The organism is Nonomuraea sp. 10N515B, assembly GCF_052245915.1.
Lineage (GTDB): Bacteria > Actinomycetota > Actinomycetes > Streptosporangiales > Streptosporangiaceae > Nonomuraea.
On the sequence record NZ_JBQQBQ010000031.1, the window covers coordinates 86,017 to 104,404 of the forward strand.

Annotated in this window: 20 protein-coding genes; 7 read left to right on the forward strand and 13 right to left on the reverse strand. The window is 69.4% G+C overall.

The window, feature by feature from the left end; genetic code table 11:
- Nucleotides 1-88 precede the first annotated feature (88 nt).
- A complete protein-coding gene (locus tag ACTWQA_RS35735; RefSeq protein WP_443163389.1) occupies nucleotides 89-1,492 on the reverse strand; it encodes a DUF7059 domain-containing protein in 1,404 nt (467 codons plus the stop codon).
- Nucleotides 1,493-1,703: 211 nt separating this feature from the next.
- Between ACTWQA_RS35735 and ACTWQA_RS35740 the strand changes: the two genes are divergently transcribed.
- Nucleotides 1,704-2,006, forward strand: a complete 303-nt coding sequence (locus ACTWQA_RS35740; protein ID WP_327587185.1) for a hypothetical protein — start codon at nucleotides 1,704-1,706, stop codon at nucleotides 2,004-2,006.
- A 12-nt stretch (nucleotides 2,007-2,018) separates the two neighbouring features.
- Here the strand turns inward: ACTWQA_RS35740 and ACTWQA_RS35745 are convergent, their stop codons facing one another.
- The 3 genes from ACTWQA_RS35745 to ACTWQA_RS35755 all read right to left on the reverse strand — a co-directional run bounded on the left by ACTWQA_RS35745 (nucleotide 2,019) and on the right by ACTWQA_RS35755 (nucleotide 4,187).
- On the reverse strand, nucleotides 2,019-2,972 hold the full coding sequence (locus ACTWQA_RS35745) for a 2-hydroxyacid dehydrogenase (protein WP_443163390.1): 954 nt from the start codon (nucleotides 2,970-2,972) through the stop codon (nucleotides 2,019-2,021).
- A 106-nt stretch (nucleotides 2,973-3,078) separates the two neighbouring features.
- Nucleotides 3,079-3,675, reverse strand: coding sequence for a TetR/AcrR family transcriptional regulator (locus tag ACTWQA_RS35750; protein ID WP_443163391.1), 597 nt, complete (start codon nucleotides 3,673-3,675; stop codon nucleotides 3,079-3,081).
- Nucleotides 3,672-4,187: a GNAT family N-acetyltransferase gene (locus ACTWQA_RS35755; protein WP_443163392.1), complete on the reverse strand. Its 516-nt coding sequence runs from the start codon at nucleotides 4,185-4,187 to the stop codon at nucleotides 3,672-3,674. The genes ACTWQA_RS35750 and ACTWQA_RS35755 overlap by 4 nt, the downstream gene beginning before the upstream one ends.
- Nucleotides 4,188-4,246: 59 nt before the next feature.
- Here ACTWQA_RS35755 and ACTWQA_RS35760 point away from each other — a divergent pair, with 59 nt between their 5' ends.
- The 4 genes from ACTWQA_RS35760 to ACTWQA_RS35775 all read left to right on the forward strand — a co-directional run bounded on the left by ACTWQA_RS35760 (nucleotide 4,247) and on the right by ACTWQA_RS35775 (nucleotide 7,696).
- Entirely contained in the window at nucleotides 4,247-4,732 is a 486-nt protein-coding gene (locus ACTWQA_RS35760; protein WP_443163393.1) for a winged helix-turn-helix transcriptional regulator, read from the forward strand.
- 43 nt (nucleotides 4,733-4,775) lie between these two features.
- Complete coding sequence (locus ACTWQA_RS35765; protein ID WP_443163394.1) at nucleotides 4,776-5,579, forward strand: SURF1 family cytochrome oxidase biogenesis protein; 804 nt, start codon at nucleotides 4,776-4,778, stop codon at nucleotides 5,577-5,579.
- A gap of 10 nt (nucleotides 5,580-5,589) precedes the next feature.
- On the forward strand, nucleotides 5,590-6,333 hold the full coding sequence (locus tag ACTWQA_RS35770; protein WP_443163395.1) for a tyrosine-protein phosphatase: 744 nt from the start codon (nucleotides 5,590-5,592) through the stop codon (nucleotides 6,331-6,333).
- A gap of 166 nt (nucleotides 6,334-6,499) precedes the next feature.
- Nucleotides 6,500-7,696, forward strand: a complete 1,197-nt coding sequence (locus ACTWQA_RS35775) for an amidohydrolase family protein (RefSeq protein WP_443163396.1) — start codon at nucleotides 6,500-6,502, stop codon at nucleotides 7,694-7,696.
- Here ACTWQA_RS35775 and ACTWQA_RS35780 read toward each other — a convergent pair.
- From ACTWQA_RS35780 to ACTWQA_RS35795, 4 genes are read right to left on the reverse strand one after another with little or no spacing between them, the layout of a single operon-like run.
- Nucleotides 7,693-8,043, reverse strand: coding sequence for a YkvA family protein (locus ACTWQA_RS35780; protein WP_443163397.1), 351 nt, complete (start codon nucleotides 8,041-8,043; stop codon nucleotides 7,693-7,695). The two genes, ACTWQA_RS35775 and ACTWQA_RS35780, sit on opposite strands and share 4 nt — an antisense overlap.
- Nucleotides 8,044-8,086: 43 nt before the next feature.
- The gene (locus ACTWQA_RS35785; protein ID WP_443163398.1) at nucleotides 8,087-9,514 is read right to left on the reverse strand and encodes an amidase; all 1,428 of its coding nucleotides are present in this window, start codon (nucleotides 9,512-9,514) and stop codon (nucleotides 8,087-8,089) included.
- A 3-nt stretch (nucleotides 9,515-9,517) separates the two neighbouring features.
- Entirely contained in the window at nucleotides 9,518-10,477 is a 960-nt protein-coding gene (locus ACTWQA_RS35790) for an LLM class F420-dependent oxidoreductase (protein ID WP_305917508.1), read from the reverse strand.
- Nucleotides 10,478-10,530: 53 nt separating this feature from the next.
- Nucleotides 10,531-11,199: a TetR family transcriptional regulator gene (locus ACTWQA_RS35795; RefSeq protein ID WP_443163399.1), complete on the reverse strand. Its 669-nt coding sequence runs from the start codon at nucleotides 11,197-11,199 to the stop codon at nucleotides 10,531-10,533.
- A 264-nt stretch (nucleotides 11,200-11,463) separates the two neighbouring features.
- Between ACTWQA_RS35795 and ACTWQA_RS35800 the strand changes: the two genes are divergently transcribed.
- Nucleotides 11,464-12,459 (forward strand): hypothetical protein, encoded by a 996-nt coding sequence (locus ACTWQA_RS35800; protein ID WP_443163400.1) that lies wholly within the window; start codon nucleotides 11,464-11,466, stop codon nucleotides 12,457-12,459.
- Between the two features lie 122 nt (nucleotides 12,460-12,581).
- On the opposite strand, the gene ACTWQA_RS35805 is transcribed toward ACTWQA_RS35800, so the two are convergent.
- The 5 genes from ACTWQA_RS35805 to ACTWQA_RS35825 all read right to left on the reverse strand — a co-directional run bounded on the left by ACTWQA_RS35805 (nucleotide 12,582) and on the right by ACTWQA_RS35825 (nucleotide 16,483).
- Complete coding sequence (locus ACTWQA_RS35805; protein ID WP_327587173.1) at nucleotides 12,582-13,640, reverse strand: aspartate-semialdehyde dehydrogenase; 1,059 nt, start codon at nucleotides 13,638-13,640, stop codon at nucleotides 12,582-12,584.
- Nucleotides 13,637-14,920, reverse strand: a complete 1,284-nt coding sequence (locus ACTWQA_RS35810) for an aspartate kinase (protein WP_443163401.1) — start codon at nucleotides 14,918-14,920, stop codon at nucleotides 13,637-13,639. Before ACTWQA_RS35810 ends, ACTWQA_RS35805 begins: the two co-directional genes overlap by 4 nt.
- Nucleotides 14,921-15,007: 87 nt before the next feature.
- Nucleotides 15,008-15,538: a DUF5063 domain-containing protein gene (locus ACTWQA_RS35815; RefSeq protein WP_327587171.1), complete on the reverse strand. Its 531-nt coding sequence runs from the start codon at nucleotides 15,536-15,538 to the stop codon at nucleotides 15,008-15,010.
- Nucleotides 15,531-16,130 (reverse strand): recombination mediator RecR, encoded by a 600-nt coding sequence (recR, locus tag ACTWQA_RS35820; protein WP_327587170.1) that lies wholly within the window; start codon nucleotides 16,128-16,130, stop codon nucleotides 15,531-15,533. The genes ACTWQA_RS35815 and recR overlap by 8 nt, the downstream gene beginning before the upstream one ends.
- A 2-nt stretch (nucleotides 16,131-16,132) precedes the next feature.
- Nucleotides 16,133-16,483 (reverse strand): YbaB/EbfC family nucleoid-associated protein, encoded by a 351-nt coding sequence (locus ACTWQA_RS35825; protein ID WP_127937722.1) that lies wholly within the window; start codon nucleotides 16,481-16,483, stop codon nucleotides 16,133-16,135.
- Nucleotides 16,484-16,924: 441 nt separating this feature from the next.
- On the opposite strand from ACTWQA_RS35825, the gene ACTWQA_RS35830 reads away from it, so the two are divergent.
- Nucleotides 16,925-18,364 carry a GAF domain-containing protein gene (locus ACTWQA_RS35830; RefSeq protein ID WP_443163402.1) on the forward strand — a complete coding sequence of 480 codons (1,440 nt, stop codon included), beginning with the start codon at nucleotides 16,925-16,927 and terminating at the stop codon, nucleotides 18,362-18,364.
- The last annotated feature ends 24 nt before the right edge of the window (nucleotides 18,365-18,388 follow it).

An 18,388-nucleotide genomic window follows, 5' to 3' on the forward strand; every position in this document is an offset into this window, starting at 1 on the left:
GCCGGACCTGACACGGCCCTCGAACCCCCCAGGTCCGTGTCCTGACTAGAGACTCCACCCGAGGGGTCAACGTCCAATCAACGGCGGATTAAAGCACGAAGTAACCCTCGGCGATGAGGGGCCGGACCGCGTCGGAGTCGGCGATCTCGCCGTCGCCCACCAACTCGGCGATGACGTTGAGCAGCGGGCCGAGCGCCAGCTCGCCGTCGCACACGCCGGCCAGCGCGGCCTCCACGGTGCCGACCTCCCGGCTGCGCCGCAACCCCTGCGTCTGACGCAGCACGATGCGGATCGGGTCCTCCGCGCCCGGCAGCCCGATCCGCTCGTCGAGCAGGCCGTCGACGGTACGCAACCGCGCGGCGTCGAGCCCCTGTGCCCGGTGCGCGGTGGCGATCGAGTCGAGCACGGAGTCCACGTAGTCGCCGACCGGGAGCACCACCTGGTGGGCGAGATGCTCGACGCGGACGACCGGGTCGAGCGTGCCGGAATTGCGCATGGTGATCCAGCCGAAGCCGATGCCCTCGACCTTGTGCTCGTCGAACCAGGCCAGCCAGCGGTCGTAGAGCTCCGCGTAGCGCGCCGTGCCCTGCTCGGCCGCGTCCCTGAGCCACAGCTCGACGTATTCGGCCGGGTCCTGCACGTCCCGTTGGACGACCCAGGCGTCGCAGCCCGTCTCACGCAACCAGCCGCCCACCCGGTCGTGCCAGTCCTCGCCCTCGACGTGCAGCCAGTTGGCCAGGAAGTGGGCCTGGCCGCCGGGATTGAGGTGGCGGGGCGTCCGGCGTACGAGGTCGCGGCAGAAGCCGTCGCCCTCGGCGCCCGACTCGCGATAGGTCAGCATCCGCTCCCGAGCGGGAGCGATGACGAACGGCGGGTTGCTCACGATCAGGTCGAACCCCTCGTCCCCGACCGGCTCGTACATCGAGCCCACCCGCGCCCGGACACCCTCGACGCCGGACAACTCCCAGCTCAGCCTGGCCAGCTCCAGGGCCCGCGGATTGAGATCGGTGGCCACGATCTCCTCCGCCCTCCCGGCCAGGTGCAGCACCTGCACGCCGCAGCCCGTGCCCAGATCGAGCGCGCGCTGGACCGGGCGGCGGGTGACCAGCTGCGCCAGGTTCGCCGAGGCGCCGCCTGCCCCCACGACATGGTCGGGGCGGAGGGTGGGGTCGCCCGGCCGCACCTTACGGTCGGAGACCAGGTAACCGCCGGTCTCCCAGGGCTGGAGGTGGACGTTTGCGCGGATCTGGTCGCCGTCGGCCGTGACCAGCCCGGACTCGAGAACCTCCGGCACCACGTCCGTGGCGGGGACGGGGACGCCCAGCCACCACAACCTGATCAGCGTCGCCAGCGGGTCGCCGTCCGCGGTCGCGCGCAGGGCCGGGACCACCTCCTCGCGGGCCAGGGCCGACGCGGCCATGCTCCCTAGTCGATCGCGTACGCCGTCGATGGTGTAACCGGTCTCCAGGAAATGATGGCGCAGTCGTTCCACAGGTCCATCCTTTCACCGCAGACGCCCACGCATGATCTGATACCGATGCGATGGCCACCAGACTGGCTGCACGTGCCCATGGTCGCGCTCGCACGGGGCTCCGCTGAGTGCCCATACTGTTACTTAAATAGCCAAGCAATCTGCAAGCGGGGAACAAGTGGGGCGCGGTATCTCTATGGATGCCAGCACGTCATCCCGAGGAGTGGACCCCATGCTGATCCCTTGCTTGGCTTGCGAGTCCCGCTTCGGGCCGGACGAATACTTCAGCGCCTGCTCCGACTACAACCGCGGCTTGGACCTGGTCTCGTGGACGTGCCCCCGCTGTGGGAACCGCGACGACCTGCGCGTGTTGCCCGGGGAGCTGGGGTTCGGCTATCCGCACCGCGGCAGGTTCAACGTGCACGACCGGGTCCGCGTGCCGGGCCTGCGCAGGCAGCGCGGCGATCTGCGCCTGGACATCTCACTCGACCGGGCGAGCTGGCGCGTGCCCACACGCATCCGGCAACCGGCTTGACCGGACGGTGGGCTACGCACGCGTGGCCGCGAGCTCGGGGTCCTCTCCGGCCAGCAGCCGGGTGATGTCCGCTACCAAGGCCTCCGCCAGCTCCTCCCTGGTCTCCCCCGTCGCTTCGCTCAGGCGGGGCGTCAGCACCACGTTCGGCAGGCCGATCAGGGGATGTGACGGGTCGAGCCACTCGCCTTCGAAGTGGTCGAGACCCGCACCGCCCACCTGGCCCCGGCGCAGCGCGTCGACCAGTGCCGTCAGGTCGTGCAGCGCGCCACGCGAGGTGTTGAGGTAGATCGCCCCCGGCCGCATCGCGCCGAACTCGGCGTACCCGAACAGGCCCCTGGTCTCGGCGGTGAGCGGCACGTGCAGCGACACCACGTCCGCCTCCGCCAGGAGCGCGGGCAGCGTGTGGGTGGCCTCGGGCTCCTGCGGATCACACGCGATCACCCGCATCCCGAGGCCCTCACAGCGCCAGCGCATCGCCCTGCCGACGCGTCCGAGCCCGACGATGCCGAGCGTCCTGCCGGTGAGCCGGCGGCCGCGATGGCGCTGCGCCGGCGGCACCTTGCTCCGGTAGACGTGCCCGCGGCGCACCTCTCGGTCGGCCGTGACGATGTGCCGGCTGACGGCGAACATCAGCGCCAGCGTCAGCTCGGCGATCGCGTCGGGGTCACGGTCGCGGGCGTGCAACACGCTGACGCCGTATTCGGCGGCCAGGGCCAGGTCGACGCTCGTGGGCGGGCCCATGACGGCCACGACGTCCAACTGCAGGCTGAGCACCGACGCGCGAACCTGGTCCCCGTCGGTGACGAGCACGGTCGCGCCGGTCTCGACGACCAGGTCGGCCAGCTGCTCGTCGGTGAAACCGAGGCTCGGGCGTGCTGGAGTCTCGATCAGATCGGTCACCTCGCCCAGGCGGGCGAGCGCGCGCTCCGGCAAAGCGGGCAATACCAGCGCCCGGGGTCGTCTCACATTTAGGACAATAACACCACAGAGCGTACTCGGATCATCGCTCCCCGCATTGGCCTGGCCGTCCCCGGCAGGTGGGGCGCTCGCTTCGCATGATCTGGGCCGGGTGTCACTCCGGGCGCTGACGGAGGCTGTGCCAGGCGGCCTCGCCCAGGCCCTTGATCTCCTCCTCCGTCGGCGTGTGCGCACCGGCGAACCACAGCCGGCACATCTCCTGCGCGGGCCCCAGCCACAGCACGTAGCACATGGTCGGGTGGACGGGCTGCAGCAGGCCGTTCTTCATGTGCGGGCGCCACCAGTCAGAGACCTGGCGGAAGAACGCCCGCCGCTGCTCGGCCACCTCGGCCCCGCCCGGCTCCTGCTTGCGCGGCGGCCGCTCGCTGATCAGCAGCCGGGCCCGCTCCGGATGCTCTCCCGCCCACCGCATGTGGAAGGCCACGACGGCCTCGATGCCGTCGCGCGCCTCCTGATGGCTGACCAGCTCGGCGAGGAAGGCGTCCTGATAGGCGGTGAGGATCTCGCCGTACAGCACACCGAAGACGTGTTCTTTGCTGGCGAAGTGGTGGTAGAAGCTGCCGACGCTTACGCCGCTCTCCTCGCGGAGGCTGGCCAGCGTCGTGGCCGACACCCCGTCCTGGCTGAAGCGTCGGAGGGCGCCCTCGATGATGCGGGTCCGGCCGTCGCGTCCGTTCTTGACACTCTTCACACTGTCAATGGTGTGGCACCAGAACCTTGTTCCGCAAATAAGGCGGCTTGATCGATCATAGCGGTAACCTCAACCGACCCGGAAGTGACCTTCATCTCGGCCTCCGGCCACAGCCGGCGGATGAGCCTGAGCACTCGCCGGTTCTCCCCCATCACGTCCATGCCTACGGTCCTCGCACCCCGTACGGCGGCCCTGAGCAGCAGCGTCTGGATCAGCCGCGGCCCGAGCCCGAGCCCCTGCCACTGGTCGGTCACCACCACCGCGATCTCCACGTCGGCGCATTCGCCCTTGTAGCTCATGGCGTGGCCGACGATCTCACCCCCGTCGATCGTCGCCACGAGCGCGTCCCTGCGCTCGTCCACCGCGATCAGCTTGCGCACGAGACCGGCGGCCGGCGTGGTGATGCCGGTGAAGAACCGCAGCGTCTGGGTGTGCAGCGACAACCCGGTCAGGAAGCGTCTGATCCGTTCCTCGTCGTCTGGACGAGCCGGCCGGATCTGAGTTCCATGCATAGACCCAGCCTGCCCCGCAAGGCCTGAGTCTGTCAATTGAACTCAGGTATAATGCAAAGATGAACGTTTCCTTCCGGGTGAACAACTGCTCGATCGAGCGCACCCTGGACATCGTCGGGGAGAAGTGGACCTTCCTGGTGCTGCGCGAGGCGTTCAGCGGCGTGCGAAGGTTCGCCGACATGCAGGCGATCACCGGAGCACCCCGCCAGGTGCTCAGCGCGCGCCTGGCCCACCTGGTCGACGAGGGCCTGCTCCGCAAGGAGCCCTACCGCGAGCCCGGACAGCGGCAGCGCGACGAATACCGGCTCACCGAGAAAGGCCGCGATCTCTATCCGCTGCTGGTCGCGCTCATGCACTGGGGCGACAAATATCTGGCCGACGAGGAGGGCCCGCCCGTGCTCCTCACACACCGCGGCTGCGGCGCCCCCATCGAGCAGCATTTCCGCTGCGCCGAGGGCCATGAGGTCGCCGGGCCACGCGAGGTGACCTCCCTGCCCGGGCCCGGCGCGGAACTCCAGAGCGAGCTTGGGGCGGAGAGCGCCTGAGGCGCGTTAAAGGGCACAGGTGGCGGTGCCTACCCTTGAAAGCGTGTACCGGTTCCTTCTGACGCCCCGATGGCTGGCGCTGCACCTGGTGGTGCTGCTGGTCATTCCCGCCTTCGTGTTCCTCGGGCGGTGGCAGTTCGGGCGTTTCGAGGAGCGGTCGGCCAACAGCGAGCGGGTCACCGCCAACATCGAGGCCGCGCCGGTGCCGCTGGAGCGGTTGGCGACACCGGGGCAGCCGGTCAAGGAGAGCGACCGGTTCAGGTCCGTGACCGCCGCCGGCACCTACGACCCGTCCCACGCCCTCGTCGTACGCCGCCGCCCTCAGGAGGGCCGCAACGGCTTTTACGTCCTGACCCCGCTCGTCACCGGCAACGGCACGGCCGTCCTCGTGAACAGAGGCTGGGTCCAGGCGGGCGCCACCGCCGACACCCCGCCCGACGTGCCCCCTCCGCCCACCGGTCAGGTGACTGTCACCGGGCGGCTACGGCTCAGCGAGACCGAGGAGTCCAGCGGGATCCGCGATCTGCCCGGACTGCCGACCGGCCAGATGCTGCTGATCAACGCCGGCAAGATCGGGCAGGGGCTGCCGTACCGGCTGGTGGACGGATACGTGGAAATGACAGCCCAGCAGCCCGCGACCTCCCCGGCGCCCGCACCGGTGCCCGAGCCCGACGTGGGCTCCGGAGGCGGCCTGAACCTGGCGTACGGGGTCCAGTGGTGGTTGTTCATCGCGATCGCGATCGGCGGATGGATCCTGCTCATCCGGCGAGAGCTCGCCGAGCGCCAGGCCAAGGAGCGCGCCGGCGAGGCGTCACCGGCCCAGGAGGCGGGAACGCCTGCCCCGTAAGGTGGTGCGGGTGATCCGCCACATTGAATTCAGCAATCTCTGCAATTTCCGTGACGTGGGTGGATATGCCACCAATGACGGCCGCACCGTCCAGTGGCAGCGGCTTTATCGTGCCGACTCCCTCGGCTGGCTGGCCGGGGACGACCTCACGGCCTTCCGCGCGCTGCGCGTGCGTACCGTCATCGACCTGCGGCACGCGTTCGAGGCCGAAAAGGCCGGGCGGGTGCCCGAGACCGAGGGGCAGAGCTACCACAACCTGCCCATCGAGGGCCGCCGCTGGGAGAGCGCCGTTTACAGCGAGGAGGTCGGCGTCGCCCGCTACCTGGCCGATCGTTACCTCGAGATGACCGAGGACCGCGTTGAGAACCTCAGAACGGCCCTGGAGACGATCGCGAATTCGGACAACGCGCCCGTGGTGATTCATTGTGCGGCGGGCAAGGACCGCACCGGCGTGCTGGCTGCGCTGGTCCTGTCGCTGGCCGGCGTGGGCGAGGACGACATCGTGGCGGACTACGCGCTCACCGGCCTCGCCACCGAGCGTTTCATCGCCGACTGGCGCAGGCGGCATCCCGGCACGCCCCTGTGGCCGGGATTCGGGCTGGCGCCCGCCGAGACCATGCGCTTGTTCCTGGCCGACCTGGCGAGCCGGCACGGCTCCGTGGAGGCGTACGTCACCCAGGTCCTCCAGGTCTCCCCCGCCACGATCGGCGACCTACGCGACCATCTCCTGACTGAAAGCACCTCGGAGGGGTAGCGGGTGGCCGGGGTTCGCATGAGCAGCACCCTCATTCAGCGGACCCCTCAACGCCCGGGATCGCCCGCAATCCCCCTCCCGGCGGTCCCGGGCGCCGGCGACTCGGATATCCAACGGATACGTCGCAGCTTGTTCGACGTTATCCCCTCGTCGTACGGTTACCTGCGTGACTACGCCGCTGCTTCCCGACCCTGACCCGAGGCGGCGCGACTATGTGATCATCTCCGCCGACGATCACCTGATCGAGCCTCCCGACCTCTTCGAAGGCCGGCTGCCGGAGAAATATGCCGAGGTCGCGCCCAAGGTCGTGGAGACCGAGGCGGGTCACCAGGTCTGGCGCTACGGCGGGGCCACCTACCCGTGCGCCGGCATCGACGTCGGCGCCGGGCTGCCCCGCGAGCAGTGGACGCTGGACCCGGTGCGGTTCGAGCACATGCGTCCGGGCTGCCACGACATCGAGGCCCGCATCAAGGACATGGACGTGGCGGGCATCTGGGCGGCACTGTGCTTCCCCGGCATGCTGGCCGGGCAGTCGGGCATGCCGTTCGCCAGGACCCGCGACCAGGAGCTCGGCCTGGCCCTCGTCAGGGCGTGGAACGACTGGCACATCGACGTCTGGGCGGGCACCTTCCCGGAGCGGATCATCGGCCTGCAACTGCCGTGGCTGCCGGATCCCGACGTGGCGGCCAAGGAGATCAGGGCCAACGCGGCGCGGGGTTTCAAGGCCGTCGTCTTCCCCGAGTTCCCGACCCGTCTGCGGTTGCCGTCCATCCACACCGGCCACTGGGACCCGTTCTTCGCCGCCTGCGAGGAGACCGGCACCGTCGTGTGCCTGCACACCGGCGACTCGTCCTGGTCTCCCGTGCCCTCGCCGGACACGCCCATCGAGGCGATCACCACGCTGATGCCCACCAGCGCCATGTTCGCCTGCGCCGACTGGCTCTGGTCGGGCGTGCCGCTACGTTTCCCCTCCCTGCGCATCCTCATCGTGGAGGGCGGTGTGGGCTGGTTGCCGATGCTGGCCGAGCGCGCCGACTACGCCCTGGACCACCCGGTGGCCGGCGAGGCGTCCTGGGACGGCGGGCTCAAGCCCAGCGAGGTGCTGCGCCGCAACTTCTTCTTCGGCACGCTCGACGACCACGCGCTGTCGGGGGTGCGCCTCGCGGTCGGGCTCGACCACGTGCTGCAGGAGAGCGGCTACCCGCACTCCGACTCGACCTGGCCCGACACGCAGAAGTCCGTGGCCCGCAACCTAGGCTCGCTCCCGCCCGCCGACATCGCCAGGGTCGCCTACGGCAACGCGGCCCGCCTGTTCGGACACCCGCTGCCGTCCCGCGCCTGGTTGCGGATGGAGGAGATCTAACCTTCCTGCTCGGCGAGCCTGCCCTGGATGATGCGGCGCTCGTGCTCGACGTAGCGCCCGCTCTCGCCGAGCAGCGAGGCCATCAGCCACAGGAACACGCCGAAGTCGTCGGCGACGCCGATCACCATGAGGAATTCGGGCAGGACGTCGATCGGGGACAGGATGTAGACCACACCCATCGCCATCAGCGCGAGCCTGCTCTTGCCCATGCCCGCGTACCGGCCGCGCATCACCGCGCCGATCATGCGCGGGATCGCCCGCACCCTGGTCATCACGCCGGGCGAACCAGGCTTGGTCACCTCGCGGTACGTCCGCCACGCCGCCGCCCGTGCTGCCTTCGCCATCATGTCGAACCCCCTACCCCCGCCTTTTCACGACATAACGTGTCACTCAGGCGAGAGGTTCCATCGCCGGGTGCTCGAACGGCCGGGCCTGCTCGATCTGCGCCGCCACTCTGATCAGCAGGTCCTCCCTGCCGGTAGCCGCGACGAGCTGCACACCCACCGGCAGGCCGGCCGAGGTCCTGTGCAGCGGCAACGAAATGGCCGGCTGCCCGGTCGCGTTGACCGGCGAGGTGTACGACACGGCGTGCCCCGTCCTGCCGAAGGCGAGGCTGAGGTCGTCCGGCGTGATCCAGCCGAGCGGGAACGGTGCGACACCGAGCGACGGCATCAGCAGCAGGTCGTGGCCGGCTCGCCACCACGTGGCCATGCGGCGGCGGAAGACGTCCATCCACTGCGTGGCCCGGATGTGGTCGACCGCGCTGTGCGTGCGCGCGACGCTGACCATGGCGGCGTTGCGCGGCTCCAGTTCCTCCAGCTCGACCGGCTTGCCGCGGAGCTCGCCCAGGCTCGCGACCTGCGCGGCGAGGTTGTTGGCAACGATCGCGCCGAAGTGCCCGGAGAAGTCGCGGTCACCGAGCGCTTCGGGGCCGCCCGGCGCCACGTCATGGCCGAGCGACTCCAGCAGCGCCGCCGCCCTGGCGACGGCCTCGGTCAGCTCGGGCACGTCGGGCACATCGCCTCTCGGGTGCGTGGTGACGTACCCGATCCGCAGCCGCCCCGGGTCCCTGCCGACCTCCGCGGCCAGCGGCCCCGGCAGGGCGGGCGCGTCGTACGGGTCGCCGGGGTGGAAACCCGAGACGACGTCGAGCGCCGCGGCCGTGTCGCGGACCGTCCTGGTGACGAACCCCGGGCACGAGAAGCCGCTCCAGCCCTCCCCCAGGGCCGGCCCCAGGCTCACCCGCCCGCGCGACGGCTTGAGCCCCACCAGCCCGCACAGGGACGCGGGGATGCGGATCGACCCGCCGCCGTCGCTGGCGGTGGCCAGCGCGACCATCCCCGCCGCCACCGCCGCGGCCGAGCCGCCGCTGGACCCGCCGGCCGAGTACGCCGGATCGTACGAGTTCCGCGTCGGCCCGAACGCCACCGGCTCGGTGGTGATCGTGCTGCCGAACTCGGGCGTGTTCGTCCGCCCGAGCACCACGAACCCGGCCTCGCGCAGCCGCGTGACCCCATAGCCGTCCTCGGCCACCTCGACACCGTCCCGCACCGCGGAGCCCGCGGCGTACGGCTCACCCACCTGCCGCCACCCGAGGTCCTTCAGCAGGATCGGCACGCCCGCGAACGGCCCGCCCGCCGGTACGGACTCGAGCTCGGCCAGCGCACGCTCGAAGCGGCGGTGGACGACGGCGTTGAGCTCGCCGTCGCGGGCCTCGATGGCGGCGATCGCGGCCTCGGCCAGCTCTCGCGGCGACACCTGGCCGTTCTTGATCGCCAGCGCCTGCCCGACCGCGTCCAGCCTCAGTACGTCACGCATCCGCTACTCCTTAGGCGCCAGGTCCCGTACAGCCTGCTCGATGGGGATCTCCCCGCCCGGGATGGGGGCGAGGACGGGGGTGTCGAGCCCGTTGTCCACGTACTGCTGGATCCTGGCCCGGCAGGTGGCCGCGTCGCCGTGCACGATCAGCGCGTCCACCACGTCGTCGGGGATGGCCTTGAGCGCCGCCTGGCGGTCGCCGGCCGCCCACGCCTCGTGCATGGGACGCAGCACCTCGCCCCGGCCCAGCCAGTCGTGGAACGCGGCGTACACGGGGACGGTCAGGTAACTGGCCAGCATCCACCTGGCCATTTCGCGCACTTTGTCGGTGTCCTCGCTGACGCACACGAACAGGCGGGCGATCAGCTCGGTGTCCGGGCCGATCTCGGCGCGTACCCGGCGCACGTCCTCGGGGGAGAGCCAGTTCGTGATCGCGCCGTCGGCCTCCTCGGCGGCCAGATGGAGCATCCGGGGCCGCAGCGCGGCCAGCACGATCTTCGGTGGGACCTTGGGCGCCCGCTCCAGCTTGAACCCCTTGATCTCGAACGTCTCGTACGCCTCCGAGACCTTCTCCCCGGCCAGCGCCTTCTTCAGGAAGCGCAACGTGTCGCGGGTACGCGCGTACGGCTTGGTGAACTCTCCGGCGTTCCAGCGCTCGACGATCGCCGGCGAAGACGCGCCGATGCCCAGCACGAACCGCCCGGGCGCCAGGTCGGCCAGCGTGGCCGCGGACATGGCCAGCAGCCCCGGACCGCGGGTGGAGACGGGCACGATGGCGCTGCCCAGCCTGATCCCCGGCGCCCACTGGGCGGCCAGGGCCAGCGGCGTGAACCCGTCGGCCCCATTGACCTCGGCCGACCACGCGTCGGTGTAGCCGAGCCCCGGCAGCTCCGCGATGAGTTCCTGGGACCTCGGCAGGGAGCGGTCGTAGAAGGGGATCGTCATGCCCCAGTTCTGCGTCATTCACGGCCTCCAGATCTTTAAGGCCGACCATACCAACCGCTCGGTATGTTCCCCTAGGCGCGCAACTCGTGGACCGCCGCGATGAAGTCCTTCGTGATGCCCCGCAGTCCTGGCAGGTGGGACAGCCCGACCAGCCGGTCCACCAGCGGCACCGTGACCTCGATCAGCCGGTACGTGCGTGCGCAGCCCGGCGAGGTGTCGTGCACCCAGAACAGGACCATGCCCATGAACAGCAGCCAGAGCAGCTCGGGCAGCTCCTCCCGTAGCTCGGCGTTCATGCGGTCACACGATCCCTCGACGACCTCGCGGTAAAGGGCGATGGAGGCCTCGCGGGCCGGGGACGACTGCGCGCTGAACGGGCTCAGCGGGTTGGTGGGCTCGGCCGCGTGCTTGAAGAATTTCACGGCGAACTCGTGGTAAGGCTCGGACACGCGTACCCACTCGCGCAACACGCCGCTCAGCCGGGCCGCGAACAACGTCTCGGTGGCCAGGAACTCCCTGCAGGCCTGCTCGTGCTCGGCCTGGGCGCGGTCGTAGTACGCCTGGATCAACGCCTCCTTGCTGTCGAAGTAGTAATAGGCGTTGCCCACGGAGACCCCGGCCTCGGCGGCGATGGCGCGCATCGTGGTCGCGTCGAAGCCGCGTTCCCTGAACAGTCGCAATGCCGTCTCGACGATGACCTCGCGGGTGCTCTCCGATCCGCGGTTTCGGGTTTGGGACACGTCCGTCACTTTACGTCCGTATGAGCCTTCGAGCAGGAAACCTGCTCATCACACTGCCGTCCCATCATCGCGCCTGTCAGGACCGCGGCGGCCGTCCGATTTCGCAGGCTTCCTGCTCGTTGGTCATGAAGGCGCACGGTGATCACCGCCACAAGGCAAAGTTGCATCCGCGACAGGAGTTATCTCCTGTGAATGGTGGGATTGTCGATTGTGGCGGAAGGGCTATTTCCGCGAAAAGGCATCGACATGTGGATACGTGGAACAGTGCGCCTCACCGTAGTCGCGCTCCTCGGCATAGAAACCACCATAATCGCGCTCGCCTCGGCCGCCTCCGCGGCCACCCACCCCGATGGGGGCCCGGCGGTGAGCAGCCCGTACGAGGCCGAGCTACGCAACGGGCCGCCGCAGTCCGAGCATCCGGCCGTGATGGCGGCGCTCTCGGACGCGCTTGGCCCGCAAACGGCCTCCAACTGGACGCTCCAGCGCCTCATGCTGGCCAAGGGACACGTTCAGGATCTCCATGAAGGGCCGCCGGCGTACGACGCCGGCCCTGCCTCGCCCGCGCAGGACATGAGAGGGCCTCAGGAGAGCCAGGAACGCCTTCCTGCGGCCCAGGAGGCCGCTGAGGCCTACGCGCCCCAGGAGGAGGCCCAGCCGCGCTCTCCGGCGATTACGGCGGCGCACACGAAGAAAGCCGCTCAGACGCGGGCACAGAAGGACGAGCCCCGAGACCGGACGGCCGCAGGCAAGGGCCGCGCGGCGGCCAAGGCCCGGCAAGGTTCCGTGCGTAACGGTGTGCTGCGCATTCCGCTGGGCCGCAAGAACCTGCGCATCGACCTGAACCGCGTCATGCCCAGGCAGGCGGCCGTGCGCATGTCCCACACCACCGCCACCGGCTGGCTGAAGAGCGCGGGACTGCGGACGACGTCCACCGGCAACTGCACGAGCAAGCACGGGCACAACTGCACGTCGCTCGACGAGGTGCGGACCGGCACGATCGTCCAGGTCATCGAGCTGAAGCAGCAGAGCGGCTGCCCCATCATGGTCACGGGCGGCACGGAGGCAGGCCACGCACCGGGCTACTTCAGCCACGGCAACGGCTACAAGCTGGACATCAGCCACAACGCCTGCATCGACCGCTACATCACCGCGAACCATGAGAGGGTCGGCACCCGCGGCGACGGCGCCCCGCTCTACCGCTCCGCCTCGGGCACGACGTTCGCCGACGAGAGCGACCACTGGGACATCCTCTTCAAGTGACGGACGTCTTCATGTGACAAACAGCTGTGGTGACGCCTTCGGTGACGCCTCGTGGTACGGGCGCCGTCAAAAAGAACGTGGACGCCGCACGAAACGCACGGCGCCCACCACCACCTGGGGTTTTACAGCTCGGTCGCGACGAGCTCGGCGATCTCCGCCGCGTTGAGCGCCGCGCCCTTGCGCAGGTTGTCACCGCACACGAACAGGTCGAGCGTGTTGGGGAAGTCGATCGCCTGGCGAATCCGTCCCACATAGGTCGGGTCGGTGCCCACCACGTCGAGAGGCGTCGGGTAAACACCGTTCGCCGGGTCGTCCATGAGGACCACCGTCGGCGCCGCTTCGAGAACCCGATGGGCGTCCGCGACCGTGATCTCGCGCTCGAAACGAGCGTGCACGGCCAGCGAGTGCGTCGTCACCACCGGCACGCGTACGCAGGTCGCGGAGACCTTCAGGTCGGGGATGCCGAGGATCTTGCGTGACTCGTTGCGGAGCTTGAGCTCCTCGGACGCCCAGCCGTCGTCCTTGAGCGAGCCAGCCCACGGCACCACGTTGAAGGCGATCGGCGCGGGGAACGGCGAGTCCGCAGGCAGCTTGTTGGCCAGCACCTTGCGGACGTCGCCGGCCGCCTGACCGACCGTGCGGTCGCCCGCCAACGCCTCGACCTCGTCGTAGAGCCGGGCCGAGCCGGCCACGCCGGCGCCCGACACCGCCTGGTAGGACGCGACGACCAGCTCCGTGAGCGTGAACTCGGCGTGCAGCGCGCCCATGGCCGCCATCATCGACAGCGTCGTGCAGTTGGGCGTGGAGACGATGTTGCGTGGGCGGTTGCGCGCGTCGAGCGGGTTGACCTCGGGCACGACCAGCGGGACGTCCGGGTCCATCCGGAACGTGCCGGACTTGTCGATCGCGATCGCGCCACGCTCGGCCGCGATCGGCACCCACACGGCCGACACCTCGTCCGGCACGTCGAAAATGGCGATGTCGATGCCGTCGAACACCTCGGGCGCCAGCGCCTGCACGACGACGTCCTCGCCGCGCACCCGCAGCACCTTGCCCGCCGAGCGGGGCGAGGCGACGAGGCGGATCTCGCCCCAGATGTCCTCACGCGTCGAGACGATGTCCCGCATGACGGTGCCCACGGCGCCGGTGGCGCCGATAAGAGCCAGATTAGGCCTAGTCATCGTCCAGTCCCTCCATACACCACGGCTTCGACCTGGTCGGCGTCGAGATCGAAGGCGCGGTGCGCGGCCGCCACGGCCGCGTCGATCGCGTCCTGCTCGACGATCACAGAGATGCGGATCTCCGAAGTGGAGATCATCTCGATGTTGACCCCCGCGTCGGCGAGGGCCGCGAAGAACGTCGCCGTGACGCCGGGGTGCGAGCGCATGCCCGCGCCGATCAGCGACACCTTCCCGATCTGGTCGTCGAAGAGCAGCGACTCGTAACCGACCTGGGCCTGGATCTTCTTCAGCGCCGCCAGAGCCGTCTGCGCGTCGGCCGTGGGCAGCGTGAAGGAGATGTCCGTGCGGCCGGTGGCCGCGGCCGAGACGTTCTGCACGATCATGTCGATGTTGATCTCGGCGTCGGCCAGCGTTTTGAAGATCGAGGCAGCCTCGCCGACCTTGTCGGGGACCCCGACAACAGTGATCTTGGCCTCGCTCCGGTCGTGCGCGACGCCGGAGATGATCGGCTGCTCCATCTCGGTTCCTTCGGTGTCTTCGGTGTAAGGGTCGGAGACGACCCAGGTGCCTTCCTTGGTGCTGAACGAGCTGCGCACGTGAATCGGCAGGTCGAACCGGCGCGCGTATTCAACACAGCGGAGATGCAGGATCTTGGCGCCGCAGGCGGCCATCTCCATCATCTCGTCGTAGGAGATCCTGGGGATCTTGCGGGCCGGCGGCACGATGCGCGGGTCGGCGGTGAAGATGCCGTCCACGTCGGTGTAGATCTCGCACACGTCGGCCTCGAGGGCCGCCGCCAGCGCCACCGCCGTGGTGTCGGAGCCGCCGCGGCCCAGGGTGGTGATGTCCTTGGTGTCCTGCGAGACACCCTGGAAGCCGGCCACGATCGCGATGTGGCCCTGGTCGATCGCCTCCCGGATCCGGCTGGGCGTCACGTCGATGATGCGCGCCTTGCCGTGAGTGGAGTCGGTGATCACACCGGCCTGCGAGCCGGTGAACGAGCGGGCCTCATGGCCGAGGTTGGCGATCGCCATCGCCAGCAGGGCCATCGAGATGCGCTCGCCCGAGGTCAGCAGCATGTCGAGCTCGCGTGCGGGCGGCAGCGGCGACACCTGCTCGGCCAGGTCCAGTAGCTCGTCCGTCGTGTCGCCCATGGCGGAGACGATCACGACCACGTCGTTGCCGGCTTTTTTCGTCGCGACGATCCGCTGCGCGACCCGCTTGATGCAGGACGCGTCGGCGACGGACGAACCACCGTACTTTTGCACAACGAGCGCCACGAGAGTCTCCCGGTTTGGACTGTGAGCTGCCAGTCTACTGGGGCCCTCTCATGCGCCTGATGGTTCATACCACCATGTGGACGATCATCAGACCGTGGTGGTTTCCTCCGCCACGTCGAGGCGCGAGTGCGCGGCAAGCGCCTGCAGCGCGCGCATCGCGGCGCCCGCGTGGTTGCCCCAGGTGTTGAAGTAGGAGTATTGCCACCACCACAGCGCCTCGTGGGGACGGCCGGCATGATAGTGGCGCAGGCCGTGGATGAGGTCGGCCGCGACCGCGGTCAGATCGTCGGACAGCCGATACGGCGTGACGCCGGTGTCCTTGTATGGATCGAACACCTCGGCGTAGTCGTCGACGGGCCCGAGCCGCTCGGCCAGTGCGGTGCGCACGCCGTCGATGTCGGGGTCATCGCTCATCGCCGGCTCGTAGTTGCCGGCGAGGATCACGTCCCTGTTCGCGCCGAGCTTGGCGCCGGCCAGGCTCACCTGCGCGACCTCCACCAGCAGCAACGACCAGATGGCGTCGCCGCCCTCGCCGCCGGCGACCCTGGTCAGGCCGTCCACGTAGTCCTGCGCGTGCACGGAGATCTCTTCCGCCAGCGCGCTCCACTGGTCAGACATCCAGCAGCCTCCGTCCTTCGAACGCACGGCCCAAGGTCACCTCGTCAGCGTATTCGAGGTCACCGCCAACAGGCAGACCGCTGGCCAATCGTGTCACTTTGATGCCCATCGGCTTGACCAGACGGGCGAGGTAGGTAGCCGTCGCCTCACCCTCGAGATTGGGATCCGTGGCGAGGATGAGCTCGGTGATCCGGCCGTCGGCCAGGCGCGTCATGAGCTCGCGAATGCGCAGGTCGTCGGGGCCGATGCCGTCGATCGGGCTGATCGCGCCGCCGAGCACGTGGTAGGTGCCGCGGAACTCGCGGGTCTTCTCGATCGCCACGACGTCCTTCGGCTCCTCGACCACGCAGATCACATGCGTGTCGCGGCGGGTGTCGCGGCAGATGCGGCACTGCTCCTCGGAGGCCACGTTCCCGCACACCCGGCAGAAGCGGACCTTCTCCTTGACCTCAAGCAACGCGTGCGCCAGCCGTTTGACGTCGGCCGGATCGGCCGCCAGCAAGTGGAACGCGATCCGCTGCGCGCTCTTGGGACCGACGCCGGGCAGCAGCCCCAGCTCGTCGATCAGATTCTGGACGACCCCCTCGTACATGCCTAAAACCCTGGCAACTGTCCGAGGCCGCCGCCACCCAGCCCCTGAGCGAGCGGGCCGAGTTTCTCCTGCTGCAAGTCGGCGGCCGCGCGTACGGCGTCGCGGACGGCCGCGATCACTAGGTCGGCGATCGTGTCGGCGGTGTCCTGCGGGTCGCCGGCGTCGATCACACTCGGGTCGATCTTGAGCTCGAGCAGCTCGCCAGAGCCGTTGACGACGGCCGTGACCAGGCCACCGCCTGATGAGCCCTCGATCTGCGCGTCGTTGAGCTCCTGCTGGGCGCTCACAAGCTGCTGCTGCATGAGCTGTGCCTGCTCCAGCAGCTGCTGCAGGTTGACATCCCCTGGGTTCACCGTCGTGCGCTCCTCGTGGCTCCGCGTTCTTGACTGCCACGAGCCTACGGTGTTTGGGCCGCGACATGCACCGGGGGCGTCCCCATGTTTCGTCACCGGCCGTCGTCCGGCACCGGCATTGATGCCTGGTGCGCCACGTGAGACTGATGTTCCTTGTCTTGGCATTGTGTTCTGGCCGGATCCCGGCCCCCCTCCAGTGTCCGAGACCCGGCCATCACGCCGACGGAGCGGCCGCACCACGCCGACGCGTCGGGAAGCACGTTAGCCGGGGCAACGTTGCACACAGGTTGCGATCGTTCAACCACCCTCCGCAATCACTAGAACCAGTTGCAAAGATTGCCAGTAAGGCGGATGCTACTAATTGACTACCTGGAGTGACCAATGAGTTACGCCCATCTCGACGCGTATTCCCGCCTACTGCGCGGAGCGTACGAAGCCGCGATGACCAAGCAGCGTTGGCCGGTGGCCCCCCGCCGCCCGATCGAGGCGTCCTGGCATCGCTCGCTCGCGGCGGGGATCGACCCGGGGATCACGAGCGCGCCTCTGGTCTACGACCTGGACTACATCGACGACATTCGCCAGGCTCATCCCCTTCACCCCCTGCTGCCCCTCCTGTCTCACACGCTCGCCGGCCTCGCCGACGAGATCGGCCACGTCCTGATCGTCACTGACGCACACGGCCGGGTGCTGTGGCGCGAGGGCGGCACCGCGGTCCTGAGCCGCGCCGACGAGATCGGCCTGTCCGACGGCCATCAGTGGGAGGAACGCAACGTCGGCACCAACGGCATCGGCACCGCCCTCGCGGTGGGCCGCCCGATGCACGTCTACTCGGAAGAGCACCTGCTGCGGGCACTGCACGTCTGGTCGTGCAGCGCCGCGCCGATCGTCGACCCGGACTCCGGCCGGGTCATCGGCTGCGTCGACATCAGCGGCACCGCCCGCACCCTGCACCCCTCCACCGTCGCCCTGGTCGGGGCCGCGGCCAAGCTCGCCGAGAGCGAGCTCGCCCTGCGCATGCACGAGCGCGACGACCGGCTGCGCCGCCGCTACGAGTCACTGCGCGGCCGGCCCGGCATCCTGCTCTCCCCGACCGGCCGCGTCATCTCCGGCGACCCGGCGGGCCGGCTCGGCGAGCGGGTTCCCCTTCTGGACAGTCATCTCACGGACGATCCCGATCCGCCCAGCGATGGCATCCTCCTCCCCATCCGTCCCGGCGAGCACGTGCGCGCGTCCGGGCAGCGCATGATCCTGCGCGACGGCACGGTCGGGCTGCTGGAGTCGTTCTCCGACGGCTACCTGCTGCGCACCGTTCCCACCGCCACGCCGCCGGCGCTCGCCCTCTCGTTCCTCGGCGAACGACCGCCCTTCGTCGCGTTGGGAGATCGTGAGCAGCCGCTGTCGCTGCGGCACGCCGAGATCCTCGCCCTCCTCACGCTGCACCAGCACGGGCTGACGGCCGAACAGCTCTCGTTCCACGTCTACGGCGACTACGGCAACCCGGTGACGATCAGGGCCGAGATTCACCGGCTGCGCGCGCAACTGGGCAACGCGATCGCCGCGAAGCCCTATCGGCTGGCCTGTCCGATCGAGGCCGACTTCCTCGCCGTGCGCCGCCATCTCGCGGCCAAGGATCCGGCTGCGCTGGCGCGCACGTACACGGGGCCGCTGTTGCCGCGTTCGGAGTCGCCGGAGATCCGGCGGGAGCGGGACGAGCTCGAGGCCCAGGTGCGGGCTTGCCTGCTGCGCTACGGCTCTCCCGAGCACTTGTGGGCGTACGCCCAGACACCCAATGGCCGCAGCGACTACGAGATCCTGGAACGCCTCGCGGCCCTTCCCTCCACCGACGCCCGCTCCGCCGCGGCCCGCGCCCGGCTTGCCTGATTTTTCCCACACGCCTGCACCTTG